Here is a 15,186-nt window from a genome sequence, read left to right on the forward strand (position 1 = left end):
TGCGGCTTCCGGGCCGGGCGCGCCCGGCCCGGAAGCCGCAGGACGGATCAGAGCCAGCCGTTGCGGCGGAAGCCGCGGTACATCATGGCGCAGACCACGGCGATGCCGACCAGCACCGCCGGGTAGCCGTACTCGGACGTCAGCTCCGGCATGTGCTCGAAGTTCATCCCGTACACGCCGGTGATCATGGTGGGCACGGCGAAGATGGCGGCCCACGCGGTGATCTTGCGCATGTCCTCGTTCTGCGCCACCGAGACCTGGGCGAGGTTCGCCTGGAGCAGCGAGTTGAGCAGCTCGTCGAAGGCGGAGACCTGCTCGTTGACCCGGGCCAGGTGGTCGGCGACGTCGCGGAAGTACTTCTGGATGTCCGGGTCCACCAGGCGCATCGGCCGCTCGGAGAGCAGCTGCATCGGCCGCAGCAGCGGGCCGGCGGCGCGCTTGAACTCCAGCACCTCGCGCTTCAGCTGGTACACCCGGCCGATGTCGGCGCTCTTCGTGCTCCGGGGCGAGAAGACGTCGGACTCCACCTCGTCCACGTCCGTCTGCAGCTCGTCGACCACCGCCAGGTAGTCGTCGACGACCCGGTCGGCGATGGCGTGCAGCACCGCGGACGGGCCCTTGGCCAGCAGCTCCGTGTCCTCCTCCAGGCGGCGGCGCAGGCCGCGCAGCGAGCCGTGGCCGCCGTGCCGCACGGTGATGACGAAGTCCCGGCCGGTGAAGACCATCACCTCGCCGGTGGAGACCACCTCGCTGGTCGGCGTGAGCTGGTCGTGCTCCACGTACCGGATCGTTTTGAAGACGGCGAAGAGCACGTCGTCGTACCGCTCCAGCTTCGGCCGCTGGTGGGCGTGGACGGCGTCCTCCACCGCCAGCGGGTGCAGGCCGAAGCGCTTGGCGATGCCCTCGAACTCGGCCTCGGTGGGCTCGTGCAGGCCGATCCAGACGAAGGAGCCGCCCTCGACCGGGTCCCCGTCGGCGGCCAGCCGCACCCGGTGGGCGGCCTCGCGCGGCGAGCAGGAGTCGCCCACGCGCCTCCCGCCGGAGTACACGGCGCAGTCCACCACCGCGCTGGGGGTGGAGTCGGTGGGGGTGCCGTCGTAGGGGGCGCCGGGGCGGCGGCGGTGCGGTCGGACTGCGGCGCGCAGGTCGCGGATCATCGACATGGCGGGCTCCTTCACGGGAAGGGCCGTCGACTGCCGGCGGGGCGGGACGGGGCGGTGCGGGCCCGCCCCGGCAGGTGCCGGGAGTGCGGCGGCGGGGAACGCCTGGCGTGTGGCGCCGGAGACCTGGCGCAGGAGGGTTCCTGACGGGGTCTCGGGGGCGCCCGGGGCGGCGCTCTCCCGTCCGGTGGTGCGTGCCCGTCGTGCGCGGTCGCCGCCCGCGGTGCGGGCGCAGGTGGGGCCGTGAGCACTCCCGATCCGGGAGGAGGGGACACGGGAGCGGCGGGAGCCGGGAGGGCTCGCTGCCGCGCGGGTGTTCCGACTGCTGTCAGGGCCTCAGATGCGAGGGGGGCGGCCGCAGGGCACCGGTACGGGAGAGCTGCCGGTACTGCACGGTCGGCTGGTATCCACCCGCAACCACCTCCCTCGGCCGGTCCCCGCTGGGGGAGAGCCTCGTCCTCGCGGCGCGCGGTGCGCGCCCGGTGCGTCCGCCGGAAAGGACGCGGCCGCCGGGTTTCGCACGACTCCGGCCGGGTAGACCGGGGTGCGTCGACCCCGCCAGGGGTCCCTGCGGCATGTCCGCTTCAGCGGGCCGACGGCCCACCCTAGCAGGCGGTCCGGAGGCCGCGCGGCAGGGCGGCCGTACCGGCCTGTCCTCAGTCTGCCCGATAACCTCGCGCGCATGGCCTTCCATGACCCAGGCTTTGCCTCCGGACCCGACCCCCTCTCCCGCGACGCCGTCCTGGCGGCGGTGGAGGCCCGGCTGCTCACCGCGTTCGGGGAGCCCACCGGCCGGGCCGCGGTCACCTTCCTCGGCGCCGACCGCATCGAGGTGCTGCGCTTCGGGCCGGGCGCCGAGACCGGCGCCGTCACCGGCACGGCCGACCCGGCGCTGGTCCGGTACGCGACGCTCGGCATGTCGGCCGCCCCCATGGCCGACCCGCTCAGCCCCGTCGCCGACCCGCAGCGGGGCCCGCGGGCGGAGCTGCTGCTCTCGGTGCGCGGCGGCCGCGACGACGTGCTGCGGGCGCTGGCCGTCCTGGCGGCGGCGCCGCAGGTCGAGGGCCTGGTCGTCGCCCCCGGCGCCTCGCTGGACCTGGGCACGCCGCTCTGGGAGGGCGCCCCGTTCCCCTCCGTGCTGGTCGCCGAGCCCGGCGGCCTGGTCGAGGACCTGGAGCTGCCGGAGCCCGCCGAGCCCGTGCGCTTCCTGCCGCTGCTGCCCATGACGCCGACCGAGGCCGCCTGGAAGCGGGTGCACGGCGGCGCCGCCCTCCAGGAGCGGTGGCTGCGGCACGGCACCGACCTGCGCGACCCGCGCCGCCGCGCGGTGCCGCTCGACTGACCCCCGGGGGAGTCCCTGCGGGCCCGCCGCGGTTCGGACGGGCGGCCGGCCCGGCGGGCCGGAGCGGCGGCCGGTCCGGGACGCCGGGAGGCGTCACGCGGGGCCGGGACGCCCCGGGACGCCTCAGGAGGCGCCGCGGACGAACGCGATCACGCCGTCGGCGACCAGCTGCACCGCGATGGCCGACAGCAGCAGGCCGGACAGCCGGGTCACCAGGACCACGCCGCCCTCCTTGATGACCCGGATCACGACCAGCGAGTAGCGCATCGTCAGCCACATCACCACGTGCATCAGCGCGATCGCGACCCACACCGCGACCTCCTGGCCCGCACCGTGCGCGCCCTGCACGGCCAGGATCACCGCGACGATGGCGCCCGGACCGGCCAGCAGCGGCGTGCCGAGGGGCACCAGCGCGACGTTGACGTCCTTGGTCTGCGTGGGCTCCTCGATCCTGCCGGTGAGCAGGTCGAGCGCGATCAGCAGGAGCAGCAGGCCGCCGGAGACCTGCAGCGCCGGTATGGAGACGTGCAGGTAGTCGAGGATCTGGTGGCCGAAGAGGCCGAAGGCGGTGATCACGCCGAGGGCCACCGCGGCGGCCTGCCAGGCCATCCGGCGCTGGGTGCGGGCGGCGCGGCCGGAGGTCAGGGCCAGGAAGATCGGGATGGTGCCGGGCGGGTCCATGATGACGAAGAGGGTGACGAAGAGCGATCCGAAGGTCGCGATGTCGAAGAGGGCCATGGGTCTGTGCTCGCAGGTCTCTCGTGGAACGGGTGGAACGTCGGGAACGGCGGGAGGCGGGGCCGGGCCCGCGCGGACGCGCGGCGGCGCCCGCGCCCCGGGGCGGCGGGCGCGGGTCGGCGGCGCGGCGGGTCGGCCGGTCCGGACCGGGGTGCGGCCGGGTCGGCGGGGGCGGGTACGGCGGGCGCGGGCCTGCGCCTGGTGGGGCCGGTCCGGGCCCGGGCTCCGGGCCCGGACCGGCGCGGGCCCCGGCGGCCTAGGAGGTGAGCGGCTTGGCGCCGGTGGCCCGGCCGATGAGCTCCTCGTACACGGCCGGGTCCGTCGTGGAGTCGCCCAGCCGGACCGTCTTGCGGCTGCCGTGGTAGTCGCTGGAGCCGGTGGCCAGCAGCCCGAGGCCGGAGGCCAGGTCGCGCAGCCGGGCCCTGGTCGGCCCGTCGTGGTCCATGTGGTCGACCTCCAGGCCGGCCAGCCCGGCGGCGGCCAGCTCCCCGACCGTCCGGTCGGACACCGTCCGGCCCCGCTTGGACGCCCCCGGGTGGGCCAGGACCGCGACCCCGCCGGCCGCGCGCACCAGGCGCACCGCCTCCAGCGGGTCCAGCTCGTGCTTGGGCACGTCGGCCCGGCCGCCGTCGGCCAGCCACTCGGGCGTGAAGGCGTCCCCCACGGTGGGGACCACCCCGGCCTCCACCAGGGCGCTCGCCACGTGCGGGCGGCCCACCGAGCCGTCGCCCGCGATGCGGCGCACCTGCTCCCAGGTGACGGGGGCGCCGAGGGCGCGGCACCGCTCCACGACGGCCCGGGCGCGGCGGACGCGGTCGGTGCGGACCAGGTCGCGCTCGCGGGCGAACTCCGGTTCGTCCGGGTCGAAGAGGTAGGCCAGCAGGTGCATGCCGATCCCGTCGCCGCCGCGGCAGGAGAGCTCGGCCCCGGTCACCAGCGTGAGCGCGCCCGCGGGCAGCGCCCGGAGCGCGGCGGCGGCCTCGGCGTACCCGGCGGTGGTGTCGTGGTCGGTGAGCGCCACGACATCCAGCCCGGCGCCGGCGGCGGCCGCGACCAGCTCCGCCGGGGAGTCGGTCCCGTCCGAGGCGGTGCTGTGGGCGTGCAGGTCGATACGCACGGGCGGTCGCTCCTGGGGGCCGGGGGGTCGGGGCCGTTCCAGGATAGCGTGGCGGCGGCCGGATCGGGCGGCCAATGCCTGCCGATTATCCTGTCATCTGCGCCACATGCCGAAGATCCTAAGGCGTTGAGGCGATTTCAGGAGAGAATCCTCGGAGACAGGGCTCCGCAGGGCAGCAGCTCCAGCTCCGCTCCGGCGTCCCGCAGGTCGGTCAGCACCAGCTCGTCGTACATGAGCACCCCCGACCGCTCCGGCCAGGCGACCGCCCACATCCACAGGCCCATCGCCTCCCCCACGAAGACCGCCCGGTCGTCGGGGGCGCCGGGGACGTGCCACATCGGTGTGGGGCGGCCCGCGGCCAGCAGCTTGGCGTCGGCGGACCGGTCGACGGAGAGGGTCTCGCCCGGGTCCGGCCCCGGGATGCCGGCGTACCGGGCCCCGAGGCCCACGCCGAGCTCCTCGGCGACGAGGACCAGCTCGCCGAAGCCGCCCAGCGGTCCCGGCCCGGAGCAGGCCACGGCGGTCGCGCGGGCGCCCGAGAGGTCGTCGCCCGCGTGGGCGATGCCGGTGTAGAGCCACCCCACGGGCAGCGGCCAGGGCATCCAGACGGGCACCTGGGACCGCGCCACCGCCACGGCCAGCGCCTCGATGCTGGGCGGCACCACGGGCTGCAGGGGGTGCACGGCGCCGTGCGTGTCGCACTGCCAGGTGTCGGAGAAGAGGCCGGGGGCGCGGACACGGCCGCCGCACCTCGGACAACTGGGCTCGCCCCTCATAGCCGTCAACGGTCCTCCCTCGAACGGGCGGCGTCAAGGACGATCACCCGACCGGGTCACGGCCGCGCCGTCCGTGCACGGTTGTGCAATGCAACTGATGTAGCTAGCATCAATTAGCGTATCTAACGACAACCGGGGACACCGCCGGAGAGGAGAAGGACCGTGACCACTGGCCGCCAGGGCGCCCGGCCCGGCCTGCTGCGCCAGCCCATGGCCGTCTGGGCGACCGCCGGAGCCGCCGTCGTCGCCTTCATGGGCATCGGACTGGTCGACCCGATCCTGCCGTCCATCGCCAAGGGCCTCGACGCCACCCCCGGGCAGGTGTCCCTGCTCTTCACCAGCTACTTCCTGATCACCGCCGTCGCGATGCTGGTCACCGGCTTCGTCTCCAGCCGCATCGGCGGCCGCCGTACCCTGCTCGCCGGCCTCGCCCTCGTCGTCGTCTTCGCCGGCCTCGCCGGCACCTCGGACACCGTCGGCCAGCTCGTCGGCTTCCGCGCCGGCTGGGGCCTGGGCAACGCGCTCTTCGTCTCCACCTCGCTCGCGGTGATCGTCGGGGCCGCCAGCGGCGGCAGCGAGTCGGCGATCCTGCTGTACGAGTCCGCGCTCGGCCTGGGCATGGCCTGCGGCCCCCTGCTCGGCGCCGTCCTCGGCAACGCCAGCTGGCGCTACCCGTTCTTCGGCACCGCCACCCTCATGGCGGTCGGCTTCGCCGGCATCGCCGCCCTGCTGAAGGAGCAGCCCCGGCCCGCCCGCCGCACCGGGCTGACCGAACCGCTGCGCGCGCTGGCCCACGGCGGCCTGGCCACCACCGCCGCGAGCGCCTTCTTCTACAACTACGCCTTCTTCACCGTGCTGGCGTTCTCGCCGTTCGTGCTCGACATGAGCCCCTACCGCAGCGGTGGCGTCTTCTTCGCCTGGGGTGTGCTGCTCGCCGTCTTCTCGGTGCTGGTGGCCCCCCGGCTCCAGCGGCGCCTCGGCTCCGTGCGGGTGCTCGGCGGCTCGCTGGTCCTCATGGCGGCCGACCTGCTGCTGCTCGGCTACGGCTCGCACACGGCCGCGATCGCGGCGGTGATCGCCTCCGGCGCGTTCATCGGCATGAACAACACCGTCTACACCGAGCTGGCCCTCGGGGTCTCCGACGCGCCCCGGCCGGTGGCCTCGGCCGGCTACAACTTCGTCCGCTGGTTCGCCGCCGCCGCCGCGCCCTACCTGGCGCCCAAGCTGGCGGAGCACGTGGACGTGCACGCACCGTTCACCGTCGCGGCGGGGGCCGCGCTGGCGGCCGCCCTGGTCGCCGCCGTGCGCCGCCGGCACCTGGCGGTGGACCACGGCACGGCCCACGGCGCGCCCGCACCGGCCGCCGAGCCGCTCCCGGCCGGGGCCGCGGCCCGCGGCTGACCGACCGGCCCGGCCGGCCCGGCCGGCCGTACGGCCCCCGGGCCCCGGAGCCCTCCGCCCCGGGTCCCGGGGGCCTGCCGTGCCTCCGGCGTGCCTCCGGTACCGCCGTGCCTCAGGCCCCGGTGTAGGTGCCGAAGGACCACAGGACGCCCTCGGGGTCGGCGACCGTGAAGTCCCGCGAGCCGTAGTCCTGGTCGGCGGGGGCGCGGACCACCCGCGCCCCCGCCGCGCGCGCCCGCGCGAAGAGGGCGTCCGGCGCGTCGGTCACCACGTACACCGCACCGGTGCCCGGCGGCAGGTCCGCGATCGCGCTGTCCCCGCGGGCGGAGCCGAGCATCACCCCGCCGCCGAGCGGCCAGTCGAGCTGGGCGTGCGCCACCTCCGGGCCGTCCCCGTCCACCGGGTACAGGGCCGTCTCCTCGAAGCCGAACGCCTCCACGAGGAAGCGGACGGCGGCTCGTGCGTCCCGGTAGCGCAGGGCCGGCCAGACCGTGGTGGCGGGCCGGGCGGGGGCGGCCGCGGCGGGGCCCCGGGTGTCCGCGTGTGCGGTGTTCTCGTCCATGGGGCCAGCGTGCCCGGGCGCGGCCGCCCCGCCTTGTACGGAGGGGAACCGCCGCGTCCCGCCCACCCGGCCGGCGGAGCGGGCCGCCGTCCGGGCCGTCACCCGTCGCCGGGCACCGGCGGCTCCCCGGCGGCCAGCCACGCGGACGCGGGCATCCCCGCCAGGCCGCGCCACTCCCGGGCCATGTGCGCCTGGTCGAAGTACCCGCACGCGGCCGCCACCGCCGCCAGCGTCCGCGGGCCGGGGCGCTGCAGCAGCCGCCTGGACCGGTGGAAGCGGGCGACCCGCACGGCCGCGGTGGGGGACAGGCCGAACTCGGCGGTGAACCGCCCCGAGAGGTGGCGCCGGCTCCAGCCCAGCTCGCGGGCCACTCCTGCGACCGGCCCTCCGGCGACCGGCCCTCCCGCGGCGGGCGGCCCGTCCCCGGCTGTTCCCGGCCCGCCCGGGCGGGTCAGCCGCCGCCAGGCGTGCGCCAGCTCCGGCCGGGGTGCGGCCGCGGGGTCCGCCCGGCGGGCGAGCAAGGCGTCCAGCAGCGCGAACCTCCCGGCCCAGTCCGGCTCCCGCGCCAGCCGCTCCGGCAGCAGGGCGGCCGCGCCGCCCAGCAGCTCCGGCAGGTCCACCACGGAGGCGGCCAGTTCCGCGGCGGGCGCCCCGAACAGGGCGCGTGCGCCGTACGGGGTCAGCTCCAGCTGCACGCCGTACTGCTCGCCGTCGTGGGGGAGCAGGACCGGCCGGACGTGCAGGCCGCCGGCCAGCGAGGCGTGGAGGCGCGGCTCCCCGTCCGGCCGGAGGGCGACCCGGACGGGCGCGCCGAGGCTGACCACCACGGTGAGGTGGGGGGAGGGCAGGCCGAGGTGGACGCCCGGCGGGAAGCCCCGGTAGCGGTAGCCGACGTAGCGGTGCACCAGCGGCCGCAGCGCGGCGCACGGCAGCCCGGCCGCGGTGTCCGCGACCGGTTCCCCTGCCGCCTCCCGCAGCGGTCCCATGGTCCGAGGGTAGGCGGGCGCCGCCGTCCGCGGGGGGCGTCCGCGGGGCCCGTGCGGCCGACGCCCCGCCACCGGGATCCCGGTGGCGGGGCGTCGGTGCGCCCTCGGCGGGCGCTGCTGCGTGCCGCAGGTGCCCGGTGTCAGGCGGTGGTCGGGCACGGTCGGATGTAGAGGCGTTCGCCTGTGGCGGCGGCGGTCTCGACGAGTTCCCGCACGGTGTCGGCGTCGGCGATGAAGCGGTCGGTGGCGGTGCCGTCGACGTCGTCCAGTCGCATGATCTCGAAGCGCATGGCCTCTCCCTTCCTGGCCTCTCACGAGGAGCGGATGGTGCCGGCAGGGCTTTCCCCCCACGGTTCACGGTGCCGTGCTACGGCTTCGTTGCGGTTGCCCGTCCGTAAAGTCCGGGTTTCGCCACATCTTCCACCGGAGGGGCGGGAGGCGCGACCGGAGCACACGTCGGTGCGGGGGGAGCCGGAGTGTCCACAGGTGCCAACGCGACCTGTGGGGCTGCTGATTCCCGAACACCTCGAATTTTACGCTGCCTAATGAAAATCCGCCCAGAAATCCAGCAGCGCGCGGGCCGTCTCCGCGGGGCGCTCGGCGTTGGGGGAGTGCCCCGCCTCCGGCACCACCACCCGCCGGGCGCCCAGCCGCTCCGCCATCGCGGACTGCCAGGGGACCGGCCAGGCGTAGTCGCGCTCCCCGGACAGCACCAGCTTCGGCAGCGCCGCCGCGGCCCGGGCCAGCTCCGCCACCCGGTCGGTCTCGGAGACCAGGCGGCGCCCCATCGCGGCGAGCGACTGCGGCACGTTGGACACCCACCGCCGGTGCAGGAACTCCGCGACCTCCGGCGCGGGCCGCGCGGCCTGGTCCCCGCTGCCCTCGTCCATCTCCCGCATGACCTGCCAGATCCCCTCCAGGTCCATCACCGTGAGGGCGTCCAGCAGCAGCTTGGTACGCGCCGCCTCGCCGGGCTCGATCGCCGCCGGACCGGTGCTGAGCAGCGTCAGCGAGCGCCAGGACGCGCCGCCGCCCGCCGCCAGCACCGCCTCGCGCACCACGTATCCGCCGAACGAGTGACCCAGCAGGTGCGGCGCGCCGTGCCCGCCCACCGCCTCGGTGAGCGCCAGCACGTCCAGGCCCAGCTCCGCCAGCTCGTACGCCGCCTCGTCGGCCGGGCCGCCGGTCTCGTGCTGCCCCCGCTGGTCGACCGCGACCACGCGGACGCCCGCCGCGCAGAGCGGCTCCAGCAGGGCGATGAAGTCCTCCTTGCTGCCGGTGAAACCGGGGACCAGCAGCGCCGTGGAGCGCACCGGGCCGTCCGGCAGCGCCTCCAGGGCGGCGAAGGAGCCGCGGGAGGTCTCCAGCCGCACGGTGCGGGCGCAAGCCGGGAGTCTCAGGAAGGGCGGGGTGCTCATGGGTCCTCCGCCGGTCTCGGGCGTGGTCGGTGTCGGACGGGGTCGGTGCCGGACGGGGTCGCGGCCGCCCGCGGGTGCGGCCGGTCCGCGGCCGGTCCCGGACCGCTCCGGGCGCGCACCGGCCCGGGCGGGCGCGGGGCCCCGGACGCCATCATGCCCCGCGGCGGGCCCGTACCGGGGCAGCGGCCCGCCCCGGTGCGTACGCGCGTCGCCCCCGCCGCCGCACGGGGCGGCGACGGGGGCGACGGGGGCGACGGGTGCGGCCGGGTGCCCCGGCCGGGTGCGCTGCGGGTCAGCCCTCCGACGGGGCCGCCCCGTCGGCCGCCGGGCGGCGGGTGCGCCGACGGCGGCGCGGGGCGCCGGTGCCGGCCTCCCCGGACGCGTCGGCGGCCGCCGGGGCTGCGGCCCCGGCGGACTCCGCGGCCGGGGCCGCGGCGTCGGTGCGGGCGGCCGCCGGGCGGCGGTTGCGGCGACGGCGGCGCGGGGCGTCGCCGCCCTCGCCGGACTCCGCCGCCGGGGCGGTCACGGCGGGAGTGTCCGCCGCGGCCTTCGCGTCGTCGGCCACCTGCTCGGGCGCGGCGCCGTCCGCGGCCGCCGAGCCGCCGCGGGTGCGGCGGCGCTGGCGGGTGCGGCGCGGCTGCTCCGCCCCGTCGCCGGACCCGGCCGCCTCGTCGGCCGCCGGACCCCGGCCCCCGGGCCGGCCGCCGCGCGGGCGGTCGCCGCCCCGCTCGCCGCCCCGGCCGCCGCGGCCGCGGCCGCCGGTCTCGCCCAGGTCCTCGATCTGCTCCGCGTCCAGCCCGGCACGGGTGCGCTCGGAGCGCGGCAGGACACCGGCCGTGCCCGGGGCGATCCCCAGCAGCTCGTACAGGTGGGCCGAGGTGGAGTAGGTCTCCTCCGGGTCGTTGAAGGGGAGGTCCAGCGCCTTGTTGATCAGCTGCCAGCGCGGGATGTCGTCCCAGTCGACCAGGGTCACGGCAGTGCCGGACGCCCCGGCGCGGCCGGTGCGGCCGATCCGGTGCAGGTAGGTCTTCTCGTCCTCGGGGCACTGGTAGTTCACCACGTGGGTGACGCCCTCGACGTCGATGCCGCGGGCGGCGACGTCGGTGCAGACCAGCACGTCGACCTTGCCGTTGCGGAAGGCCCGCAGCGCCTGCTCGCGGGCGCCCTGGCCGAGGTCGCCGTGGACCGCGCCGGCGGCGAAGCCGCGGCGGGTCAGCTGGTCGGCGACGTCGGCGGCGGTGCGCTTGGTCCGGCAGAAGATCATCGCCAGCCCGCGGCCGTCGGCCTGCAGGATGCGCGAGACCATCTCGACCTTGTCGAGCGAGTGGGCGCGGAAGATGTGCTGCGTGACGGAGGCGACGGTCGCGCCCTCGTCGTCCGGCGCGGTGGCCCGGATGTGGGTGGGCTGCCGCATGTACCGGCGGGCGAGGCTGATGACCTGGCCCGGCATGGTGGCGGAGAAGAGCATGGTCTGCCGGCCGGCCGGCAGCATGGTGATGATCTTCTCGACGTCGGGCAGGAAGCCGAGGTCGAGCATCTCGTCGGCCTCGTCCAGCACCAGGGCGCGGACCTTCGACAGGTCCAGCTTCCGCTGGCCGGCGAGGTCGAGCAGGCGGCCCGGGGTGCCGACGACGATGTCGACGCCCTTCTTCAGGGCCTCGACCTGCGGCTCGTAGGCGCGGCCGCCGTACACGGCGAGCACGCGGACGTTGCGCACCTTGCCGGCGGTCTGCAGGTCGTTGGTCACCTGCGTGCAGAGCTCGCGGGTGGGGACGACGACGAGGGCCTGCGGCGCGTCGCACAGGTCGGCGTCGGTCGCCCGGCCGGCCTCCACGTCGGCGCCGACGACCACGCGGTCGATCAGCGGCAGGCCGAAACCCAGGGTCTTGCCGGTGCCGGTCTTGGCCTGGCCGATGACGTCGTGGCCGGTCAGCGCGACCGGGAGGGTCATCTCCTGGATGGGGAAGGGAGTAGTGATGCCGACCGCCTCAAGGGCTTCGGCGGTCTCGGGGAGGATTCCGAGGTCTCGAAACGTGGACAGGATGCTGCCTCTTCCGTGTGGGGGCCGGGCACGAGGACGGCGGGCGCCCGGCGGGCCGTGGGGCCCGTGGGGCGCGCAACCGCGCCGGTCCCTGCGGCCTGCGGGGCGCCGCCGTGCCCGGCAGGGCGGCGCGCGGGCACGCGGTGCGGTCCGGGAGCCCGTACGGCCCCTGACGTGCACCGCGACCAGCCGTGCCGGCCTGTCGGCCCGGCGCCCCGTGGCGTCGGGAGATTCCCGCGAAGAGCCCCGGCGCGGGACCGGCGCCGTACTCGGCGCGATCCGCGACGGCCCTCGCTCGGCCACTGAAGCGTTGTCTGGTCGGAGCCGATCGGTCCTCCGACCGGGCATCCGCGTACTGAGTACCCACTGCTCGTATCGGGTGAACACGGCGGGCCTCACTACCACCATACCCGGCGGGTGCCACTCCGGGAGGGGGCGGGCGGCGGCGCGCACCGGTGCGGGGCCCGGTACCCCTGCTGCGCCGCAGGTCCGCGCACTACAGTGCGGAGTCATGGACACTCATGGCGACGCCGCGGGCACCGCGGCCGAGGGCAGCGGCGGCACGGACGGCACGGACGCGGGGGCGGCCGGCGCGGCCGGCACCGCCGCGGCCGGGCACGAGTCGATCGGCGACTGGGAGGCGTGCTCCGCGGACCCGCACTACCGCGCCGCGGTGGTGGACCTGCTCGGCGCCCTCGCCTACGGCGAGCTGAGCGCCTTCGAGCGGCTGGCCGAGGACGCCAAGATGGCCCCCGGCCTCACCGACAAGGCGGAGCTGGCGGGGATGGCCGCCGCCGAGTTCCAGCACTACCGGCAGCTCCACGACCGGCTGGCGGCGGTCGGCGCCGACCCGGCCGAGTCCATGCGGCCCTTCGTGGAGCCCCTGGACTCCTTCCACCGGATGACCGCGCCGGCCGACTGGCTGGAGGGCCTGGTCAAGGCGTTCGTGGGCGACGCCATCGCCGCCGACTTCTACCGCGAGGTCGCGGTGCGGCTGGACGACGACACCCGGGACCTCGTGCTCGGCGTGATGGCCGACACCGGGCACGGCCGGTTCGCCGTGGACCGGGTCCGCACCGCGATCGAGGAGGACCCCCGGGTCGGCGGGCGCCTCGCCCTGTGGGGCCGGCGCCTGATGGGCGAGGCGCTCAGCCAGGCCCAGCGGGTCGTCGCCGACCGCGACGCGCTCTCCAACCTGCTGATCGGCGGCGCCGAGGTGCGGGGCTTCGACCTGGTGGAGGTCGGCAAGATGTTCAACCGGATCACCGAGGCGCACACCAAGCGGATGGCGGCGCTGGGCCTGGCCTCCTGAGCCGCGCCCGGGGGAGGAGGCGCCCGCCGGGCCGGGGCCCGGCGGGCGGTGCTGGCGTCGGCGGCCGCCGCGGCCGGGCCGGGGCGGCCCGGCGGGTCAGGCCGGACGGTGGCCGTGCGGGCCGCTGCGGCCGCGGCGCACCCGGTCCGGCCGGGCCAGCACGGAGACCAGCAGCCCGGCGGTGACCACCCCCACGCCGGCGCTCAGCGCCGGGTGCTCCGACCCGAGCGCGGCACGCGTCACCAGCCCGGCGACCAGCGCGGACACCGCACCGGTGAGCACCGTCAGCGGGCGCGGCGAGGGGAAGTACTCGGGGAGGGCCGCCACCGCTGCCGCCCCGACGAGCAGTCCCGCCAGGGCGAGGACGAGGGTCTCCGCGAGCATGGGGCGCCTCCTTTGCCGCCGGTGCCGGAGCGCCCCCTGCAAACGGCGCTTTCCGGTCACCCCGGGCACTACCCAGGTGCACGCCGGGTGACACGTGCGGTGCCACGGACGGCGGCACGGCCGCCGGCCGGCGCGGGGGCGCGGGCGGCGGCCGGGGCGCCCCGCGCCGGCACGCGACGGGGCCTCCCGCCCGGCATGCGACGGGGCCCCGCGTCCGGACGTCCGGACGCGGGGCCCCGTGAGGCACGGACCCCCTCCGCGCGGGGCGGGGGGAAGTACTCAGAGGGTGCCGAAGCCCACCTTGCGCACCGTCTGCTCGCCGATCTCCACGTATGCCAGGCGCTCGGCCGGGACGATGACGCGGCGGCCGTGCTCGTCGGCGAGCGTGAGCAGCTTCGCCCCGCCCTCGAGCGCCTGCGACACTGCCCGCTGGACCTCATCGGCAGACTGCGCGCTCTCGAGAACGATCTCGCGGGCGGCGTTCTGCACGCCGATCTTGACCTCCACGGCTTCCCGTCCCTCCGGGGGTTGCAGTGATCCTTCGTACGGCCCCACCTTAACCGTGCGGCCGCCGGTGACGTGCACGATCGGGGTCTCAGTCGGCCTGCTGGCCCGGCTGCCCCTCCCGGGGGTGCATCGGGAAGCCCTTGAGGCCGCGCCAGGAGAGGCTGGAGACCAGCCGCACCGCCTCGTCGCGCGGGATGTCGCCGGACTCCGCCAGCCAGTAGCGCGCCGTGACCTGGCAGGCGCCGCAGACACCGACGGCGAGGAGCATCGCCGCCTCCTCGGGCAGGTCGGTGTCCTCCGCGATCACCTTGCTGACCAGGGTCGCGGTCTCCCGGGTGACACGCTCCACCCGCTCCTTGACCGCCTCCTCGTTGGTGAGGTCGGACTCGAAGACCAGCCGGAACGCGCCGGACTCGCTGGCGACGTAGGTGAAGTAGGCCTCGGTGGTGGCCGCCACCCGCTGCTTGTTGTCGGTGGTGGCCTCCAGCGCCGCCCGGATCGCCTCGACCAGGGCGTCGCAGTGCTTGTCCAGCAGGGCCAGGTACAGCTCCAGCTTCCCGGGGAAGTGCTGGTAGAGCACGGGCTTGCTGACACCGGCCCGCTCGGCGATGTCGTCCATGGCCGCCGCGTGGTAGCCCTGGGCGACGAACACCTCCTGGGCGGCGCCGAGCAGCTGGTTGCGGCGCGCGCTCCGCGGAAGCCGTCCGGTGCTCCTGCCGCCCGGGCGCGGGCGCTCGTCCGTGTCCTGGATGGCCGTCACGGCGCTCCCTCACATCACGGTCAACGGCTCGCGGTGACGCCGTCCGGTCGCCGCCGGGCGGGCCGCGCACCGTTGCTGCGACCCGTCCGCCGGCCGGCCGGCGGCCGGGGCCGTGCGGTCGGTGCCTTGCAAGGTCCCCATCCTACTTTTCGGTAACCCCTCCTGCCCACGGTGAAGCGGAGAAAAGCGCAGCTCCCCCTTGTGGGAACGCGACAAGCCGCCGCGGGAGGGCGGCGGGCCCGCACCGGCCCGCAGCCGTCGGGGCGCGGACCGGCGGCGGGGCGCCGGGCGGAGAGGCGGGCAGGTCAGCGGTAGTCGTCCTCGTCGAGATCCACCACCCGGCGCTGCTCGGTGGCGTCCGCCGGGTCGGCGTCGAACCCGGCACTTGCGGCCTCCGGCTCGTCGCGGTGCCGCCGCACCTCCCGGTGCTGCTCCTGGGCGTCCGCCTCGGGCGCCTCCAGGTCGATCTCGGGGGCCTCCGTGTCCTCCTCCCGGTCCGCGATCTCGTCCGGGTCGGCGGGCGCCGGCGCACCGGCCAGCCCCTCCTCCAGGGCCGGGCCCCGGTCGGTGCGGGCGACGGCCCCGCCGTGCGGCGTCGTGTCGGACATCGTGCCTCCCTGTGGCGGCCGGACCGGCGGGCGCCGGCCCGCCTGCGGCCTCTGCTCGCCCGGCCACTCCTCGG

16 protein-coding genes are annotated in these 15,186 nt (G+C 76.6%); 3 read left to right on the forward strand and 13 right to left on the reverse strand.

Annotation, left to right across the window (positions count from 1 at the left end):
• Nucleotides 1-47: 47 nt before the first annotated feature.
• Nucleotides 48-1,163, reverse strand: a complete 1,116-nt coding sequence (locus ACFY07_RS06760) for a magnesium and cobalt transport protein CorA (RefSeq protein WP_390867708.1) — start codon at nt 1,161-1,163, stop codon at nt 48-50.
• Nucleotides 1,164-1,842: 679 nt separating this feature from the next.
• Between ACFY07_RS06760 and ACFY07_RS06765 the strand changes: the two genes are divergently transcribed.
• Entirely contained in the window at nt 1,843-2,502 is a 660-nt protein-coding gene (locus ACFY07_RS06765; RefSeq protein ID WP_230746883.1) for a suppressor of fused domain protein, read from the forward strand.
• Nucleotides 2,503-2,625: 123 nt separating this feature from the next.
• Here ACFY07_RS06765 and ACFY07_RS06770 read toward each other — a convergent pair whose 3' ends face one another.
• From ACFY07_RS06770 to ACFY07_RS06780, 3 genes are all read right to left on the reverse strand, one after another.
• Nucleotides 2,626-3,240: a MarC family protein gene (locus tag ACFY07_RS06770; RefSeq protein WP_230746882.1), complete on the reverse strand. Its 615-nt coding sequence runs from the start codon at nt 3,238-3,240 to the stop codon at nt 2,626-2,628.
• Between the two features lie 256 nt (nt 3,241-3,496).
• Complete coding sequence (locus tag ACFY07_RS06775; RefSeq protein ID WP_390867709.1) at nt 3,497-4,357, reverse strand: PHP domain-containing protein; 861 nt, start codon at nt 4,355-4,357, stop codon at nt 3,497-3,499.
• A gap of 137 nt (nt 4,358-4,494) precedes the next feature.
• The gene (locus ACFY07_RS06780; protein WP_390867906.1) at nt 4,495-5,133 is read right to left on the reverse strand and encodes a DUF6758 family protein; all 639 of its coding nucleotides are present in this window, start codon (nt 5,131-5,133) and stop codon (nt 4,495-4,497) included.
• Between the two features lie 210 nt (nt 5,134-5,343).
• Here ACFY07_RS06780 and ACFY07_RS06785 point away from each other — a divergent pair, with 210 nt between their 5' ends.
• The gene (locus ACFY07_RS06785) at nt 5,344-6,534 is read left to right on the forward strand and encodes an MFS transporter (protein WP_390867907.1); all 1,191 of its coding nucleotides are present in this window, start codon (nt 5,344-5,346) and stop codon (nt 6,532-6,534) included.
• Between the two features lie 112 nt (nt 6,535-6,646).
• Here the strand turns inward: ACFY07_RS06785 and ACFY07_RS06790 are convergent, their stop codons facing one another.
• The 5 genes from ACFY07_RS06790 to ACFY07_RS06810 all read right to left on the reverse strand — a co-directional run bounded on the left by ACFY07_RS06790 (nt 6,647) and on the right by ACFY07_RS06810 (nt 11,451).
• A complete protein-coding gene (locus ACFY07_RS06790) occupies nt 6,647-7,096 on the reverse strand; it encodes a VOC family protein (protein WP_390867710.1) in 450 nt (149 codons plus the stop codon).
• 98 nt (nt 7,097-7,194) lie between these two features.
• Complete coding sequence (locus ACFY07_RS06795) at nt 7,195-8,082, reverse strand: helix-turn-helix domain-containing protein (RefSeq protein WP_390867711.1); 888 nt, start codon at nt 8,080-8,082, stop codon at nt 7,195-7,197.
• Nucleotides 8,083-8,222: 140 nt separating this feature from the next.
• The gene (locus ACFY07_RS06800; RefSeq protein WP_230746874.1) at nt 8,223-8,372 is read right to left on the reverse strand and encodes a hypothetical protein; all 150 of its coding nucleotides are present in this window, start codon (nt 8,370-8,372) and stop codon (nt 8,223-8,225) included.
• A gap of 252 nt (nt 8,373-8,624) precedes the next feature.
• Nucleotides 8,625-9,500: an alpha/beta fold hydrolase gene (locus ACFY07_RS06805; RefSeq protein ID WP_230746872.1), complete on the reverse strand. Its 876-nt coding sequence runs from the start codon at nt 9,498-9,500 to the stop codon at nt 8,625-8,627.
• A gap of 292 nt (nt 9,501-9,792) precedes the next feature.
• Entirely contained in the window at nt 9,793-11,451 is a 1,659-nt protein-coding gene (locus tag ACFY07_RS06810) for a DEAD/DEAH box helicase (RefSeq protein ID WP_390867712.1), read from the reverse strand.
• A gap of 601 nt (nt 11,452-12,052) precedes the next feature.
• Between ACFY07_RS06810 and ACFY07_RS06815 the strand changes: the two genes are divergently transcribed.
• Nucleotides 12,053-12,853 carry a ferritin-like fold-containing protein gene (locus ACFY07_RS06815; RefSeq protein WP_230746868.1) on the forward strand — a complete coding sequence of 267 codons (801 nt, stop codon included), beginning with the start codon at nt 12,053-12,055 and terminating at the stop codon, nt 12,851-12,853.
• Nucleotides 12,854-12,949: 96 nt separating this feature from the next.
• Here the strand turns inward: ACFY07_RS06815 and ACFY07_RS06820 are convergent, their stop codons facing one another.
• The 4 genes from ACFY07_RS06820 to ACFY07_RS06835 all read right to left on the reverse strand — a co-directional run bounded on the left by ACFY07_RS06820 (nt 12,950) and on the right by ACFY07_RS06835 (nt 15,112).
• Complete coding sequence (locus tag ACFY07_RS06820; RefSeq protein WP_390867713.1) at nt 12,950-13,237, reverse strand: hypothetical protein; 288 nt, start codon at nt 13,235-13,237, stop codon at nt 12,950-12,952.
• Nucleotides 13,238-13,516: 279 nt separating this feature from the next.
• Complete coding sequence (locus tag ACFY07_RS06825; RefSeq protein WP_230746865.1) at nt 13,517-13,744, reverse strand: DUF3107 domain-containing protein; 228 nt, start codon at nt 13,742-13,744, stop codon at nt 13,517-13,519.
• An 88-nt stretch (nt 13,745-13,832) separates the two neighbouring features.
• Nucleotides 13,833-14,504 carry a TetR/AcrR family transcriptional regulator gene (locus tag ACFY07_RS06830; RefSeq protein ID WP_230746864.1) on the reverse strand — a complete coding sequence of 224 codons (672 nt, stop codon included), beginning with the start codon at nt 14,502-14,504 and terminating at the stop codon, nt 13,833-13,835.
• A 305-nt stretch (nt 14,505-14,809) separates the two neighbouring features.
• Nucleotides 14,810-15,112 carry a hypothetical protein gene (locus ACFY07_RS06835; RefSeq protein ID WP_308188996.1) on the reverse strand — a complete coding sequence of 101 codons (303 nt, stop codon included), beginning with the start codon at nt 15,110-15,112 and terminating at the stop codon, nt 14,810-14,812.
• Between the last annotated feature and the right edge of the window lie 74 nt (nt 15,113-15,186).

It is taken from the genome of Streptomyces sp. NPDC001380 (assembly GCF_042895785.1).
Lineage (GTDB): Bacteria > Actinomycetota > Actinomycetes > Streptomycetales > Streptomycetaceae > Peterkaempfera.